We start from the raw sequence: 17588 nt of genomic DNA, 5'->3' as shown, positions 1-17588 counted from the left end.
GTATGATAATAGAATTCACATTGATAGTGCTTAATTTTAAGAAAAATATGTTAATTTAGCGTTCGCTTTACAATTGTCAAACTTTGAGAAACTATACATCTTTAATATACACACAAATTATTTTATTATGAGAAAACTACTATTGCTTTTTCTGGGTATTATTTTTATACCCCTGGCTATGTATGCAGGTCCTGCTATGTCTGGTTTAATCAAAGACAAACAACCTGATGGTACACCTGTCGAATATTATCTGAGAGGTGATGAGAAAATTAACTGGATGGAGTCCCCCGATGGATATACATTATTGCTGGATAGTAGTAGGCGTATTGTGTATGCACTTCAAAACAGCGATGGAGACATAGAGCCTTCCACAGTTGTTTACAAGGGTACATCATTAAAAAGATCTATCGATCCTGCTACTATTGCTATACCTAAGAGATTGTTTTACAGCAACTCTCAGGTCGACAAAATGCTTCAGATCTGGAATGTAGAGAAGGAGCAGGTCAGAGTGCGATCGGTTGGCTCCCGACCCTATCAGGGAGAGTTTCGTGTATTATGCGTATTGGTAGATTTTGCCGATAGACCTATGACGACTGAAAATGTAAAGTATAAATTCGAAATGTTATTAAACCAAAGAGGTTATGTCGGTACATTAGGAAATCCCGGTTATGGTAGCGTAAAAGACTACTTTCTCGAGAATTCTTATGGCAAAGTGAATATCACTTTTGATGTGATTGGTCCTTATCGTGCCGAAGAAATGTCTAATTACAGAGGCACTCATGTATACCAAGTGACGAACTTGAGTAAACTAGGTAAGTTTTTAATACAAAATAAAATACAAAATGAACCTAATCTGGATTTATCTTTATATACGGATGGTTACAGTGAAATAAATAGGTTGCACATCATTTTTGCTGGAGAAGATCAGGCTTTTGCAGGTCTTGCTAATGGATTTGCTTGGGGACATCAGTATGGCTTTGGAATGGGAGCCTCTTCTGAACCTGGAAATCCGGACGACTATCTTTGTGTAAGTCCAAAAGATGGACAGACATATCGATTTAAACGATATTCTTGTTCTGCCGAATTAACTCCCAATATGCGAAATAAAGACGAGAAACAAGTTTCGACAATAGGTGTTCCGACTCATGAACTTGCACATCTTCTTTTCGAATCAAAAGATTTTTACGATGGATATGGTATATATAAAGGTACAGGACAATGGGATTTGATGGGAGGTGGCACTCATAATTATATAACAGATGATTTTTACTCGTCTATGTTCTATGGTAACAGCCCTGCACATATGAATATGTATGAAAAGATAAGGCTTGGTTGGGTCAAGCCTAAGGTTTTAACTAACTCTGGCTCTTTTAGTCTCGAAAATGCGGCGGAGAATCCGGTGGCATATATATACCAGAAGGGAAATAATCTGACCGACTTTACTTCTATTGAAAGTATTCAGGATGACTTTTTTATTCTTGAAAATCGTCAAAAGAAAGGTTTTGATGCCGGACTATTAAACGGTCCACAATACAATGGACCGTCATTTCAAGGAGGCTTACTGATATATCGTGTTGACAAGAATATAAGAATTTCTAGCCCCAATTATAGTTATCCCCAAAAACTATATCCGGTATGTGCATCATCTATATATGCTTTTCCCGGTCAGATAGAAGGAGGGAATATTGTCGATTCTTATGGAGATATAAATAATATCGGTTGTGTTTTCGGGAATGAATATACTTCATTTACTGATGCATCTATTCCGTCAGCTAAAACCGTATTGGAATATAACGATGGAAGTGTAGCAAATTCCATAGAGACCGGAAAGCCTCTAACCAATATTGTTAATCAAAACGGTGTTGTAACTTTTAGGTTTGGAGATTTGCCGGATGCAAAATACCATGAAGACGATAAAGAGGGATTGCGGGCATTTTTGAAAGAAAACAAAAACTTGGAAGCGTGTAATCTAGTCCCTAGCGATACATTAAATTGGAATATGTTGGAAGAGTGGGTGGACAAGTTCAATGCTAACAGTGGAATATCTGTAGAATGGTCAAATGAAGTACCCAAAAGGCTTATCGGATTGAATCTTAAACATATGGGTAACAAAATTACGGGGTCTATACGATTTGCTAAATTTGCTAAATTAGAATCTTTAGATTTTTCTTTTGGTACTATTCTTGCCAGCTATAATGTTACTAATTGTGAAAATTTAAAGACTTTAATTTGTTCGAACAATTTTTACATGTCTTCTCTAAATATAGCTGGCTGCCCCAATTTAGAATATTTAGAATGTAGTGTGAGCATGATAGGTAATTTGGATTTATCCGGGTGTCCAAAATTGAAATATTTGTCATGTTCAATTAATTACCTGACCGATTTGGATTTATCAAACTGTCCTGATTTGGAATATTTAGCATGTGGAACTAATCTAATAACCAAATTAAATGCATCCGTTTGTCCAAAATTAAAATATTTAGAATGTGAAAGGCTCACATATTTTATGAATTATAAAGGAAGTACTAAATTGACAGATTTAGATGTATCTGCTTGTGCTGATTTAGAATCTTTATTGTGTGGGAATAATGATTTGACCAATTTAAATATTTATGCAGGAAATAACTTAAAGAGACTTTCGTGTGCAAATAATAAGCTAACGGAATTAGATGTATCAAATTATTCAAAGTTGAATGATTTGTCGTGTGAGGGTAATCAATTAAAGGAGTTAGATTTAGCTGACTGTTCCAATTTATCGCATTTTTCATGCCAAAATAATCAATTGAAATCATTAAATAATATAGCAGATTGCATTAACCTACTTGATTTATGGTGCTCCAATAATCAATTGTCTCAATTGGATGTGTCGGCTTCTTTAAATATATTGCAACTTGATTGTTCTTTTAATCAATTGGCAGAGTTGAAAGTTCCTCAAAGATTAGATTGGAAGGAGTTGCATTGCAATAATAACTATTTGAAATTTTCAACATTACCACTCCCATTTCCCTCAAGTTCGTGGTATTCCTATTCACCTCAACAAGCTATCATTGGAGAAGACACCCCATCGGGTCAGATAATCGATTTGAGCAGTGAATATAATATCAATGGAAATATAACGACTTATTCTTGGTATAATCAAAATAATGAAGCAGTGGTATTGGAGAGTCCTGCTAATGGTAAATTTATTGCAAATTTGATATCAGGTAATCAATTCCTAATTTGCAAGATGACTAATGCTAATTTTCCTGGTCTTACATTGGAGTATACAGTGGAAATAGCCAATAGTACCAATATTTATCATGAAGACGATAAAGAGGGACTTCGTCAATTTTTGAGGCAACCATCTGCCGAAGCAGGTAAATTGAATCTTGAATTAGTTGGGCTTACTGTTTCTGATACAATTGCTTGGGATTTGTCAGAAGATTGGATTGAGAAGCAATATTTACCCGAAGTTAGTTTAGTCTGGAATACAGAATCTCCTCGACGACTGGTTGATTTTTACATAAAAGCTCTAAAAATATCAGGATCTTTAGATTGTAGTAAGTTCGCAGAGCTTCTAGATTTAGGGGTTTATGGTACTAAAGTATATGAATTGAATGTTTCATTAAACAAGAAATTAGAGAATTTATATTGTGCTGGGGATAATCTAACCGAGCTAGATCTTTCGAATAATAAAGCTTTGAGATCTTTAAACTGTGGAGGAAATATGATATCCAAGCTTGATTTAACGAATAATACCTTATTAGAACTACTTAATATAGAGGATACCTTAATTGAAGAAATCGATATATCTAATAATAAAAAGTTGAAATATTTTATGTGTCGTAGGGGACAAATAAAAAATATTGACTTCTCAGAAAATAAAGACTTAGAAGATATTGATTGTGAAAATAATCAGTTAAAGAAACTTGATTTGTCTAATAATAACAAATTAAAAAAATTATACTGTGAAAATAATAATCTAAAATTCTCGACATTACCTATTATTTCACCTTTCAAAGAACAATATCAATCCCAAAAGGCTATACTTGGAGAAGACACCCCGTCAGACCAAATTATAGATTTGAGCAGTGAATACAATATCAATGGAAATATTACTAATTATGATTGGCGAGAGGCTTCGGGAGCTCCTGTTTCTGTAAAAAGTTTAGGGAATGGTAAATTTATAGCAGAAAATTATGCAGGTTATGATTTGTATTGCGAAATGACAAACGCTACTTTTCCGAGTCTGAGAATTATTTACAATGTGAAAATAACTCAGGGGGCTATTGAGTTAAAGGATCATCTTAAAGTGAAGCTTGATAATAACCATTTAGTAAGTAAAGGTCAGACTTTCCAGATATATGCTAACACCAGTAGTAATTTGGATGCTGTACACTTTGGATTATATAATCCTGTAAATGGCGATTTAAGGGATTCATTAATCGTTATTTCGAGAACAAATAATGTGTATACGTGTCAATTGCGCTCACAAACGCCTAATAGTGCTTATATGTTGATGCCGTATATCTACAAAAATGGTGAACGAATAGATATTGAACGACCTGCATCTTCTGCTTGGATAGATAAATTACCTTTAAAAGTAAATGAAGATATATGGGGGCGTGCTGTAAACTCATATATTCCGAGTACAGATGTAAGTGTAAATAAATACATTCAGTTGAATATCAATAATAAAGTAAATGAATTGTTTGCAATAGACCAGTTTGTACCATTTAAAGTGTATATGCCAACCACAGCTCCAACTGCGGCACGTATTGGATTATTTTATCCGAATGGAGCTTTTTATATGGATATAACTGCTTCTCGAAGCACATACACTTACACTTGTGAGATAACTGACGAGGTACAAGAAGGTGATTATATCATTATGCCTTATATCAAAGAAGCAGGTAAGGTACAAGTCATAGAACGTACTCCGAACAGTAAATTGATGGATCGTTTACCGATTAAAGTAAATGCGGTTGACATTTGGGGCGATGATATATGGTCGAGTCCTTCATTCAGAACTGCTCCATTGAATGTGGAAGATAGAGCAGATAAAGTTTTAGTTTCACTGGAGAATCTATCAGATATATTGACTGTTAATGCATCTTCTGAGATTATAAAAACCGAAATATATAATATTCAGGGTATATTGATGAAAAAGGTTGATAGAGAATCACGCTTTTCTGTAAATAATTTGAGTGCAGGTGTATATATTGTAAAGGTGGCAACCTCAAAAGGAATCACCACTCATAAAATCAAAAAAGATTAAGTATGAATACTTCTGTATTTTGTGCAGAATAAAAGAAAGAGGAGATTTAATCTCCTCTTTCTTTTTATATGTTTACAAGATTAGTAAATTCCTCTTATAATGTTTGCTTTGCAGATATAACAGTTACTTCTAATACTCGTGTTAAGAAAGAAAACTTCTCTTTCATCATATCATAATCAGCCCCGATGTTGAGATATTTCGCAGTTCCTGTAATTAAAAAGCCTGTACCTTGATAATCTTTATAACCCAGAACTTCTTTGCTGCCTAATGTTAGTTTTATCTTGTTGTTTACTTCTACATTTTTTTGAGTTTTGCGTAATCCGTATGCAGGAATCAAGATTCTGCCATCTTCTGTTACTACGATATAGGAGTTCCATGTATTGGCGATATGTGGTTCATCAAGCCCCCAAGATACAATTGATACTACTCCTTCGTGATTAATTACATCAAAAAATTTCTCTGTGAGTATTGGCTTTTCCATTTTTTGTACTTATTTGTTTTAATTTTATTTCTGGTACAAAATTATGGATAAAGAATATTTTAAAAATTAAGCCAGTTTAAGAAATTGGAGTCAATATTTCTTTTTTCTGATTTCACTTAAATACTCAGGAGTAAGCCCGAGAAATGAAGCCAGCATATATTGTGGTATTCTTTGAATGAATTCTGGGAAATTAGCACTGAAATGTAGGTATAGCTCTTCTTTAGATAAATCGTAAAGTAGTTTAATTCTCAATTGTGATGCAGCTACTGCTCTTTGCATTATTATTCGGAAATAGCGCTCTAATATGGGTGCTTCCTTAAGTAGCTTTTCGAAAGATAGATGGTCAATTGCTAATATCTCGGACTTCTCGATAGCTTGTATGCTGTATGCAGATGGTTTTTGGTCGGCAAAGCTGAAATAATCGGTGATCCACCAATTTTCTAAAGCAAACTGAGTTATTTGCTCTGCACCTTTGTTCGTATAAAAGAACATTCGGGCACATCCTTTCTCTATAAAAAAATATGATTTACAAACTTGGCCCTCTTCCAATAAGTATTCTTTATTCTTGAGGTGTACTCGCTTAAAATATTTAGAGATGGTTTTAATTTGATCTTCCTCTAATTTTGTGTAACTTTGGATATGTTGGATGAGATCTGGATACATATTAGTTAATCGTTATAGTCTTATTCCGTTTTTTCAAAGATACTTCAGATTTGCCAAGAGACCTTCAAAAAACTTAATAATTTGTGCTTAGTAAAACAATCTGATTGTTTCTTTTAGCTGCTCGGATAGCTACTTAATACTTCTGTTTGCTCTTTCAAAAGATCTTGTTCTACAAAAACAATACGAGTTTAATCGTGTTTATATAGTATAGACTTTATTTATTTTCGTTGTTATACCTTTTTGAGTGTAGGGATAAATTTCAAAATTCTTTATGCTTAAAGAAGTAAATCGTTTGATTATGAAAATTAGAATGAAGAAGCTAAATTATGACCGCCTTAGATTGAGGTTTTAGACCTGTTTGCGACTTTGGTCAGAATTATAATATCTGTTACTTGTTTTAAATATTAGTGTGTTAAAAGCTCACTGTCTCTTAATACACTCCGATTGTACTAGGATATAAACTCTAAAACCGTATAATATGGATTATAGAATAGAGAAAGATACTCTGGGTGAAGTGAAAGTTCCATCAGATGCATATTATGGGGCACAAACCCAACGCAGTATCGACAATTTTAAGATTGCACAGGATATTAATCGTATACCCAAAGAGGTAATCCATGCTTTTGCTTATTTGAAAAAAGCCGCTGCTATAACAAATAGAGAGGCAGGAGTTTTATCGGCTGAGAAATGTGATCTGATCTCACGGGTTTGTGATGAGATACTGGCACATAAGCACGATAATTCTTTTCCTCTGGTAGTATGGCAAACAGGTAGCGGTACACAATCCAATATGAATGTAAATGAGGTAATAGCTAATCGTGGACATGTCTTAAATGGAGGAAAGTTATCCGATAAAGAAAAGGTTCTGATGCCTAATGATGATATCAATAAATCTCAATCATCGAACGATACATTTCCTACAGCAATGCATATTGCTGCTTATAAAATGTTGATAGAGAAAACTATTCCCGGAATTGAAAAACTGCGAAATACGCTTGCCGAAAAAAGTAAGGAGTTTATGTCGGTTGTGAAAATTGGGCGTACCCATTTTATGGATGCAACCCCTCTAACTCTCGGGCAGGAATTTAGCGGATATGTAGCACAGCTTGATCATGGGCTGTGTGCGATAAAAAATGCACTGCCACATTTGTCAGAACTTGCTTTGGGAGGAACAGCGGTCGGTACAGGTATTAATACTCCTGATAATTACTCTGAAAATGTAGCTGCAAAAATAGCCGAATTAACAGGTTTACCTTTTGTAACAGCACCCAATAAATTCGAGGCTCTAGCCAGTCACGATGCTATTGTGGAAACTCATGGAGCACTAAAAACGGTGGCTGTAAGTTTAATGAAAATAGCTAATGATGTTCGGATGCTTAGTTCTGGTCCACGTTCGGGTATTGGTGAAATTCATATTCCTGAAAACGAACCGGGGTCGTCTATTATGCCCGGAAAAGTAAATCCTACTCAATGTGAGGCTTTGACTATGATTGCCGCCCAAGTAATGGGTAATGATGTTGCTATAACCGTAGGCGGTGCTACAGGACATTTCGAACTGAATGTGTTTAAGCCTATGATTATCTATAATTTTCTTCATAGTGCTCGCCTGATTGGTGAAGGTTGTATAAGCTTTAACGATCATTGTGCAGTGGGTATTGAACCTATCCCCGAAACTATAAAAAAGAATCTGGATAATTCGTTAATGCTTGTGACTGCTCTTAATTCTAAAATAGGATATTATAAAGCGGCAGCCATTGCTCAGAAAGCTTATCAAGATAATACAACTTTGAAAGCGGCAGCTTTGGAGTTGGGCTTTGTTACAGCAGAAGAATTTGATGAATGGGTTGATCCTCGGAAAATGGTGGGGAATCTAATTTAAGGTTATAAGCTTTGTTATTACTGGGTTTACTAAGCAATAACAAAGTTACCAATTGAAATGAAAAAAGAAATCTGGTACAGATTGCTTTGTAAGAATCGGATTTAACCGATAGAAAATCAGCGAGACACGCTGATTGCATAAATAACAACATCGGTCGTCGAATTAATACATTATTCGGACAATCAGCAAGGAAATCAACTATTTGAGATTATCTGAGCGAAAACTTAACTGTAAATAATACTTGCCTCTCTAACCTGTTTTCTGAACCATAAGTTTCTGATGTTGAGCGTTGCATTATTCGCAAAATAGAACGGGTCAAAGAGCTTACTTCATACAGCAAACTAACTTACTCTAAAATAGCTTTTAAACTACATTATAGTAATGTTGGGCATTTATCTAACCGGTTTAAAGAAGGATACAGATTCTATACTCTCTTTTTTAGAGTGACGAAATGTATAAGATATACAAAACGATAGAATCTGTGAATTGTGTAATAACTAGCTAAAGTAGTGACTATTGCTTTATAGCTGATAACGTAACTTTAAGAAATATGGATAAAATAAGGTATTTGCATAAAAAAACAGAAGAACAACCTCTACGTGATGAATTATTCACGATTGACCAACTTATTCAGCATGCAAAAAAGCTTGCTTCAGAAGAAAAACTGACAAGCGGTCGGAAAGACAATTTCTTGCTTGAGCGACTCAATTACAATGATAAAGTGCTGCGCGATTTTAATAAATCGACACTTATACTGAATAAGCAAGAAAATATTACTCCTGCGACTAAGTGGCTGGTTGATAATTTCTATTTGATTGAAGAGCACGTTCAGTTGGCACGCCGGCATTTCCCCAAAAAATATAGTCAGGAGTTGCCGTGTCTGGAAACAGGAGTGTCAAAAAGAATGCCTCGGGTTTACAGCATAGTATTGGAGCTTCTTTCACATGTGGATGCTCAGATTGATAAAGAATCGTTGAAAGCTTTTATAGAGGCGTATCAAACCAAATCTCATCTGAAATTGGGCGAATTATGGGCTGTACCTATTATGCTTCGATTGGCTCTTATCGAAAATTTGCAACGTATTGTAAGCCGTTTACAAGAGAAGCAATCGCATCGAGATATTGCAAATGCATGGGTAGATAAGCTTCAGCTTATGGCAAAGAAAAGACCATCAAGGCTTATTGAGGTGGTCTCGGATATGGCTAAGTCTAATATCCCGCTTTCGAGTGCTTTTGTTTCGGAATTTTGCCAACGCTTATCGTCCCAAAATCCGATGCTTCATATTGCCCGAAGATGGCTGGAGCAAAGGTTGGCAGAAGAAGGATTAACTATTGAAGAGCTTATTCATCTAGAAAGTCAATCGCAGGCGGCCGATCAATTATCGGTAAGCCACAGTATTGGTAGTTTGCGTGCACTGGCGGCTACAGATTGGAAAGTCTTTGTCGAAACATTAAGCCTTGTTGAAAATACACTTAGAAAAGATCCAACCGGTATTTATAGCCAGATGGATTTTACTACTCGTGACCGTTATCGCCATAGAATAGAAACAATAACAAAATATTGTTCATTTTCGGAAGTAGAGGTTGCCGAGAGAGTAATTCAACTGGCAGAACAAGCGAAACTTCAGGAACAAAATACTTTAAATACGCACGTTGGTTTTTATTTAGTGGGCGACGGGCAACCTGTCTTAAACAAGTCTCTCAAAGTAAAAGAACCATTAAACACAGTTTTAGGAAGAGGAATTCATAATTACCCCTTGATCTCTTATGGCGGAGGTATTGTTCTCCTTACGTTTATAGGTGGAGGTGCGCTTATGGGGATCTTAGAAACCAGAGGGGTATCGTTTGATAATTGGAAAGCCATTCTTTTGTCTGTTATTTTTCTTCTGTGTGTTAGTCAGCTTGTTGTAGACTTGGTCAACTGGCTTGCCATGATACTTGTAAAACCGAAGATACTGCCTCGCCTCGATTTCTCTGAAGGTATTCCCTCTGAGTATCGCACAATGGTGGTTATTCCAACAATTATTTCGTGTCCTGACACAGTAGACCGATTAATAGATAATCTTGAACTACATTATCTGTCGAATAGGGATAAACATCTTCATTTCGCACTGCTTACCGACTTTGCAGATGCTTCGCAAGAAGTTATGGATTCTGATAATACGATTCTTGAACGAGCGAGAAAGGGTATTCAGATACTGAATGAAAAATATGTTGCGGATAGTAACTCGGTCAATTCTATTTTTTATTTATTTCATCGCCCCCGTCGCTGGAATTCGGGTGAAGATCAATGGATGGGATATGAGCGTAAACGAGGGAAATTGATGGAGTTTAATGCCCTCCTGAGAGGTAAAACCGAAAATGCTTTTTCTCTGATCGAAGGCGATACATCTATACTTTCATCTGTAAAATATGTAATTACGCTGGATACTGATACTCAACTTCCGGGTGATACAGCTTATCAGTTGGTTGGAGCAATGGCACACCCGCTGAACCATCCGGTTATAGATCCGAAGCGAAATATTGTAGTCAATGGTTATGGTATCCTTCAACCTCGTGTGTCTATTAATCTGGTTAGTAGCCAACGCTCTATTTTTACACGTTTGGTCTCGGGCGATCCGGGTATTGACCCTTATACACGTGCTATTTCTGATGTATATCAGGATGTGTTCCGTGAAGGATCATTCGTAGGAAAGGGTATTTATGATGTAGATGCTTTCGAGCAAGTATTAGCAAATAGATTACCTGAGAATAAAATTCTTAGTCATGATTTGTTAGAATCCACCTATGTACGTTCGGCATTAATAAGTGATATAGAACTATATGAAGCCTATCCTCCCGGTTACAATATGGATGCTATCCGCCGTCATCGCTGGGTTCGTGGCGATTGGCAGATTATTCAATGGTTATTGCCATGGGTTCCTACGTTTCAAAAGAAAGCAGCTAAAAATCCTATCACCCGATTAGGCAGGTGGAAGATGATGGATAATCTTCGACGTAGTTTAATACCTCCCTCTTTTCTTTTATTTTTAGTGTTGTTTTACGTATTATTTCCTCAAAGTATATGGCTGATGCCGTTGCTTGTAGGGATTATAGTTTTGTTGCCTGTCCTTTTGGGTCTATCAACAAACCTTCTTTATAAATTAGAGGATCAGTCATGGTTAATGCATTTGCAGGATGCCTTTCGGAAAAGCTGGCGTCAGTTGAAACAAGTTTTACTCTCATTGGTATTATTGCCTTACGAGGCTTACCTTAATCTGGATGCTATAATATGTACCTTATGGCGTTTGTTGGTGACACACAAACATCTCCTAAAATGGAAAACATCTATTGATGCAGAGCAAACCGCAGGAAATTCATTGTCCAGCTTCTATTCGGCAATGTGGTTTTCCCCTGTGTTTGCCATTGCTTGTGGCGCGCTTTTAGCTGTCTTTGACCCTCTGGTGTTACTCTGTTCTTTTCCTGTTTGGATTGTTTGGGCGGCGGCTCCCTGTATTGCTTGGTTTATTAGCCGTGCGTTTGAAGCACAGAAACCCGAATTTTCAACAGAACAAAATTTGCTTTTGCATCGTATTGCCCGTAAAACATGGTATTTCTTCGAGACATTTGTAAATGCTAAAGAAAACTGGTTGGCTCCTGATAACTTTCAGGAAGTACCCACACCTGTTATAGCAGCGCGAACTTCTCCGACTAATATAGGACTTTCATTATTGGCTAATTTGTCGGCGTACGATTTTGGATACCTTTCGGCAGGAAAAATGCTGGAACGCACTCAGCTGACATTTACAACGATGGGTGATCTGAAAAAGTATCGCGGACATTTATATAATTGGTATGATACACGTACCTTGGAACCTCTTCCTCCGTTGTATGTATCGAGTGTGGATAGCGGAAACATGGCAGGCCACTTGCTTACTTTAGGCGAAGGGTTAAAAGAGTTGAAAGATGCACCTGTTTATACTCCGGTTATTTTCGCCGGCTTATTGGATACTGTACGTGTTATGAAGCGATATACGGTCAAAAATTCCGCAATAGCCCAACTCGAAAAAGATTTGGAGGCAAGCCCTGAATCGTTACAAGGAGCGCTTGCCCTATTGCAATCCGTAAGACATCAGGCAGAAAGCCTAAGTAAGACTTTGTCTCTCGAAAATAAAGAAGTAGAATCGTGGGTGCAAATTTTACAACATAATATCGAAGATCATATCGAAGAATTATTGTATGTTGCCCCTTGGCTACAAATAAATCAACCGATACCCCATGAAGGGTTCGATAATAAGTTGGATGAGATTATTACAAATCTGAAAGAACTTGATAAAGGTCTTACTTTACGCGAAATCTGCAAGTTGGAAGATTCTCTTTGTCTCTCAATAGAAGAACAATTAGTTAACCTTCGGAGTCTTAAAGACCCATCGGTCAAAGAGCGAATAACTGCTTATTTGAATGCTTGGCTATCAGCTTTACGATTAGCGGTGAAGCATGCTGCTCAAAGAATGCAAATAATAAAATCATTGGCTGCACAAAGTGAATCTTTTGCTCGAATGGACTTTGCATTTCTTTATAGCACCTCAAAAAAACTATTTGTTATCGGGTATAATGTTAGTGAACAACGTATGGATAATTCGTCCTACGATATGTTAGCTTCCGAAGCCCGATTGTGCAGTTATGTAGCTATTGCGCAAGGACAAGTTCCTCAGGAACACTGGTTCTCGTTGAGCCGGTTGCTGGTAGTATCGCAAGGAAAACCCGTATTACTGTCGTGGAGTGGATCAATGTTCGAATACCTGATGCCTTTGTTGGTGATGCCTAATTTTGAACATACTTTGCTCGATCAGACTTATAAGGTAGCCGTGAGGGCTCAAATTGAATATGGTAAAACACTTGGAGTGCCTTGGGGTATATCGGAGTCGGGATATAATAGAACCGATACTTCGCAGAATTATCAATATAAAGCATTCGGTATTCCCAGTCTGGGATTAAAACGAGGTTTGTCGGAAGATTTGGTAATAACGCCTTATGCTACCGTTATGGCATTGATGGTTCTGCCCAAGAAAGCCTGCGAGAATATGCAACGGTTGAGTGAGACAGGTCACGAGGGAATGTATGGTTATTATGAAGCTATCGATTATACACCGTTGCATCTTCGTCCCGATCAAAAGAGTGTGAATATTCATTCGTTTATGGTGCACCATCAAGGAATGAGTCTGCTATCTCTGGTCAATCTGATAAAAGACAATTCTATGCAAAGGCGTTTTATGGCTTGTCCTATGCTTAGAGCTTCTGAGCTTTTGTTACAAGAACGTATACCGCATAATATATCAGAAACTGCCATATCCGATGACTCGGAATTCGAAATAAAAGGTCTGCACCCATTATTGGTTGATAGCTCGGAAGTAGTCCGAAATTTCAACGATATGGAGATTGCTCCGGAAGTTAATTTATTATCCAATGGTCGTTATCATGTTATGGTAAGCAATAGCGGTAGCGGATATAGCCGTTGGCTAAACGTCGCTGTCAATCGTTGGCGTGAAGATTCCACCAGCGACAATATGGGTATGTTTGTTTATCTGAGAGATAAGGACTCCGGTGAATTTTGGTCTACAACTTATCAACCGACCTTGCGTAAAGGTAAAAACGATGAGGCTATTTTCACTCAGGCATATGCTGAATTCCGTCAACGACAGGCTGATTTGGAGGTACACACTACAATCTGTGTTTCGCCCGAAGATGATGTCGAATTGAGACGTATACGATTAATCAATCGTTCGCAATCTGCCCGGACAATAGAGTTGACTACATACAGTGAAGTGGTAATTGCCCCTCAGGCAGCAGATGAGGCACATCCTGCCTTTAGTAATCTGTTTGTTCAAACTGAATTTTTGCACGATTCTTCGGCTATTTTATGTACAAGAAGGGCACGATCAGAGAATGAGACCCCTCCGTATCTGTTGCATTTAATATTGGTTCCCGGTAATCAGCAGGGAGAAGTATCATGCGAAACAGACCGTTCAGCCTTTGTTGGTCGGGGACGCACTTTAGCCAATCCTTTGGCTCTGGAGAATAAAGGACAACTGTCTAACAGCAGTGGTTCAGTGCTCGATCCTGCTGTTTCGCTGCGTCGTACTGTGACTATTCCGGCAGGTAGAACCGTAACGGTATCTGTTTTGTTGGGGATGGCAGAAACACGTGAAGTTGCGGTTGCTTTAGCCGATAAGTATCAAAATGTTCGTATGACCGAACGGGCTTTCGAATTAGCTTGGACGCATAGTCAAGTAGTTCTCAATCAACTGGGTATTGTAGAAACAGAGGCTCAATTATATAGTAAATTAGCCGGAGCCTTGGTGTATGCCAATGCTCAGCGCCGTGCTTCTCAACCTATCTTGAAAAATAATAGACGGGGACAAGATGGGCTTTGGAGTTATAGTATTTCGGGAGATACTCCTTTGGTATTGTTGAGAATTTCAGATGTTTCGGGTATCGAATTAGTCAGACAAATGGTACTTGCCCACGCTTATTGGCGTATGAAGGGTTTGACTGCTGAGCTGGTAATACTGAACGAAGATGTTTCGGTATATCGTCAATCGGTACACGATGAAATTGTCAATCTTATATCGTCGGGTATTGAGGCTCCCTTGTTAGAAAAAGCGGGAGGTATTTTTGTTCGTCGTATTGAGCAAGTTCCTCGCGAAGATATGCTATTGTTACAAGCCGCCGCACGTATAGTTCTGTCGGATGAATTGGGAACTTTGTCCAAACAATTGCAATCTCTAACTATTGCTGAGCTGCAAGTTGCATCTTTCCATCCTACACATTCGATAAGTTCGAAAGTAGAGAAACCTCTTCTTAAAAGGGATTTGATATTCGAAAATGGTTTGGGAGGCTTTACACCCGATGGTCACGAATATGTTATAACTCTTGAAGCAGGACAAACCACACCTGCCCCTTGGAGTAATGTGCTGGCAAATCAGCATTTTGGAACGGTTATTTCCGAGAGCGGAGGAGCTTATACTTGGGCAGAAAATGCACATGAGTTCCGTATCACACCTTGGAATAATGATCCCGTAAAAGATACTTCGGGTGAAGCCTTCTATATACGTGATGAGCAAACAGGAGAATATTGGTCGCCAACACCACTTCCTGCAAAAGGAGCAACTCCTTATGTGGTAAGGCATGGGTTTGGTTATACTATATTTGAACATACCGAAAATGGTATTGAATCGGAATTCACCATGTATGTGGCTATGGATGCACCCATAAAGTTTGGTGTGCTGAAACTTAAGAACGTTTCGGGAAGACCTCGTAAAATATCTGTTACAGGATATTATGAATGGGTGCTTGCCGATTTACGTCAAAAGAGTTTACTGCATGTACAAACAGAAATAGATGTACGTACGGGAGTATTATTTGCCCGTAATTTCTATAATATAGGTTTTGCCGGTAAGATTGCCTTTATGGATGTGGGAGAATCTCGAACACTAACGGGAGATCGTACCGAATTTATAGGTCAGAATGGAAGCCTTGCACAACCGGCAGCAATGAAACGCAGCCGCCTTTCGGGGAAAGTAGGTGCAGGACTAGACCCTTGCGGTGCTATGCAGGTAGTATTCGATCTGGCAGACGGACAAGAACGCGATACTCGTTTCCGACTGGGCTTTGCTCATAATAAAGAAGAAATGCGCGACCTCGTGTTACGTTTCCGACATACGGGTGCAGCCAAGGAGGTACTAAAAGGTGTATGGGATTATTGGAATCGTACATTGGGAACCGTAAATGTAGATACTCCCGATGCTTCGGTAAATATGATGGCAAACGGATGGTTGTTGTATCAGACACTAAGTAGCCGTATTTGGGCTCGTTCAGGATATTATCAATCGGGTGGGGCATATGGCTTCCGCGATCAGCTACAGGATGTGATGGCATTAGTACATGCCGAACCATCTATTGCACGTAAGCAAATTCTTCGTGCTGCCAGCAGGCAGTTTGTGGAAGGCGATGTACAGCACTGGTGGCATCCGCCTATGGGACGAGGTGTGAGAACTCACTTCTCGGACGATTATCTATGGTTGCCTTATGTTACTTGCCGATATGTATCAGCTGTTGGAGATACGGGTATTCTTGATGAAAGAGTATCGTTTATTGAAGGTCGGTTGTTGCACCCCGATGAAGAATCGTACTATGATTTACCGGGACGTTCACAAGAATCGGCTACTCTCTATGAACATTGTGTAAGAAGTATTAAATACGGACTTAAATTCGGGGTACATGGTTTGCCGCTGATTGGTTGTGGTGACTGGAATGATGGAATGAACCTTATCGGCGAAAAAGGACGAGGAGAAAGTGTTTGGCTCGGATTTTTCTTATATGATGTATTACTTAAATTCTCGAAAATAGCGACTCTTCGCAATGATACTGTATTTGCCGATCATTGTATAGAACAAGCCGGAGTGTTGAGAAACAACATAAGAGAGCAAGCTTGGGATGGTGAATGGTATCGTCGTGCTTATTTTGATAACGGTGAACCACTAGGCTCGAAAGTGAATGATGAATGTCATATTGATTCACTGCCACAAAGTTGGTCTATAATAAGTGGAGCCGGAGATCCCGAACGATCGTTGATGGGGATGGAACAAGTCGAGAAACAACTTGTTCGCCGCGAGGATAAATTAATCCAATTATTTACAGCTCCGTTCGATAAGTCGGATCTCAATCCGGGTTACATCAAAGGATATATTCCCGGGGTACGCGAAAATGGCGGACAATATACACATGGTGCTATCTGGACAGTTCTTGCTTTTGCTTTGATGGGTGAAACCGAGAAGGCATGGGAGCTATTCGGATTGCTAAATCCGGTAAATCATGGAGATACTGCCGAGAATATTGCAACTTACAAAGTAGAGCCTTATGTTATTGCTGCTGATGTATATGCCGCTGAGGGTCATCTCGGAAGAGGTGGCTGGACATGGTACACAGGTTCTGCCGCATGGATGTACCGTTTGTTGGTAGAGACTCTATTGGGTATAAATCTAATGGGAGATAAATTACAATTAGTTCCTCAATTGCCTCAGAAATGGGATAGTTATAAGATACATTATCGTTATAAAGATACGGTGTATCATATTACCATTCTGCGGATAAAAGATTCGTCATTGCCTCGTCTGATTATTGACGGGCAGCAACAAGAGAACAAAGATACTTTTGTTATGATAGATGACCGAAAAGAGCACTTTGTAGATTTATGGACTGTGTAATAAATTATACTTACAATAAAGAAAGAGGATAATCAATTGATTATCCTCTTTCTCTTTTAAATCA

At 38.1% G+C, this 17588-nt stretch carries 5 protein-coding genes; 3 read left to right on the top strand and 2 right to left on the bottom strand.

The window, feature by feature from the left end:
* Nucleotides 1–127 precede the first annotated feature (127 nt).
* Entirely contained in the window at nt 128–5257 is a 5130-nt protein-coding gene (locus tag CLV62_RS05330) for a T9SS type A sorting domain-containing protein (protein WP_110309746.1), read from the top strand.
* Nucleotides 5258–5351: 94 nt separating this feature from the next.
* Here CLV62_RS05330 and CLV62_RS05325 read toward each other — a convergent pair whose 3' ends face one another.
* Both CLV62_RS05325 and CLV62_RS05320 read right to left on the bottom strand, forming a co-directional pair.
* Nucleotides 5352–5738, bottom strand: a complete 387-nt coding sequence (locus CLV62_RS05325) for a pyridoxamine 5'-phosphate oxidase family protein (protein ID WP_245904016.1) — start codon at nt 5736–5738, stop codon at nt 5352–5354.
* 90 nt (nt 5739–5828) lie between these two features.
* Entirely contained in the window at nt 5829–6401 is a 573-nt protein-coding gene (locus CLV62_RS05320; RefSeq protein WP_110309745.1) for a Crp/Fnr family transcriptional regulator, read from the bottom strand.
* 478 nt (nt 6402–6879) lie between these two features.
* Between CLV62_RS05320 and fumC the strand changes: the two genes are divergently transcribed.
* Both fumC and CLV62_RS05310 read left to right on the top strand, forming a co-directional pair.
* Nucleotides 6880–8280: a class II fumarate hydratase gene (gene fumC / locus CLV62_RS05315; RefSeq protein ID WP_110309744.1), complete on the top strand. Its 1401-nt coding sequence runs from the start codon at nt 6880–6882 to the stop codon at nt 8278–8280.
* Nucleotides 8281–8830: 550 nt separating this feature from the next.
* Entirely contained in the window at nt 8831–17524 is an 8694-nt protein-coding gene (locus CLV62_RS05310; protein WP_110309743.1) for a GH36-type glycosyl hydrolase domain-containing protein, read from the top strand.
* The last annotated feature ends 64 nt before the right edge of the window (nt 17525–17588 follow it).

Origin of the sequence: Indolivaga alginatilytica, assembly GCF_003201355.1 — a bacterium.
GTDB classification, from domain to species: Bacteria; Bacteroidota; Bacteroidia; order Bacteroidales; family Dysgonomonadaceae; genus Dysgonomonas_A; species Dysgonomonas_A alginatilytica.
Note: the sequence above shows the minus strand (reverse complement) of the source record. Positions and strands in the feature narration are given on the sequence as shown.

Coding starts and splice junctions, on each gene's coding strand:
- CLV62_RS05330 (WP_110309746.1), top strand. CDS start 128: ATGAGAAAACTACTATTGCTTTTTCTGGGTATTATTTTTATACCCCTG.
- CLV62_RS05325 (WP_245904016.1), bottom strand. CDS start 5,738: ATGGAAAAGCCAATACTCACAGAGAAATTTTTTGATGTAATTAATCAC.
- CLV62_RS05320 (WP_110309745.1), bottom strand. CDS start 6,401: ATGTATCCAGATCTCATCCAACATATCCAAAGTTACACAAAATTAGAG.
- fumC (WP_110309744.1), top strand. CDS start 6,880: ATGGATTATAGAATAGAGAAAGATACTCTGGGTGAAGTGAAAGTTCCA.
- CLV62_RS05310 (WP_110309743.1), top strand. CDS start 8,831: ATGGATAAAATAAGGTATTTGCATAAAAAAACAGAAGAACAACCTCTA.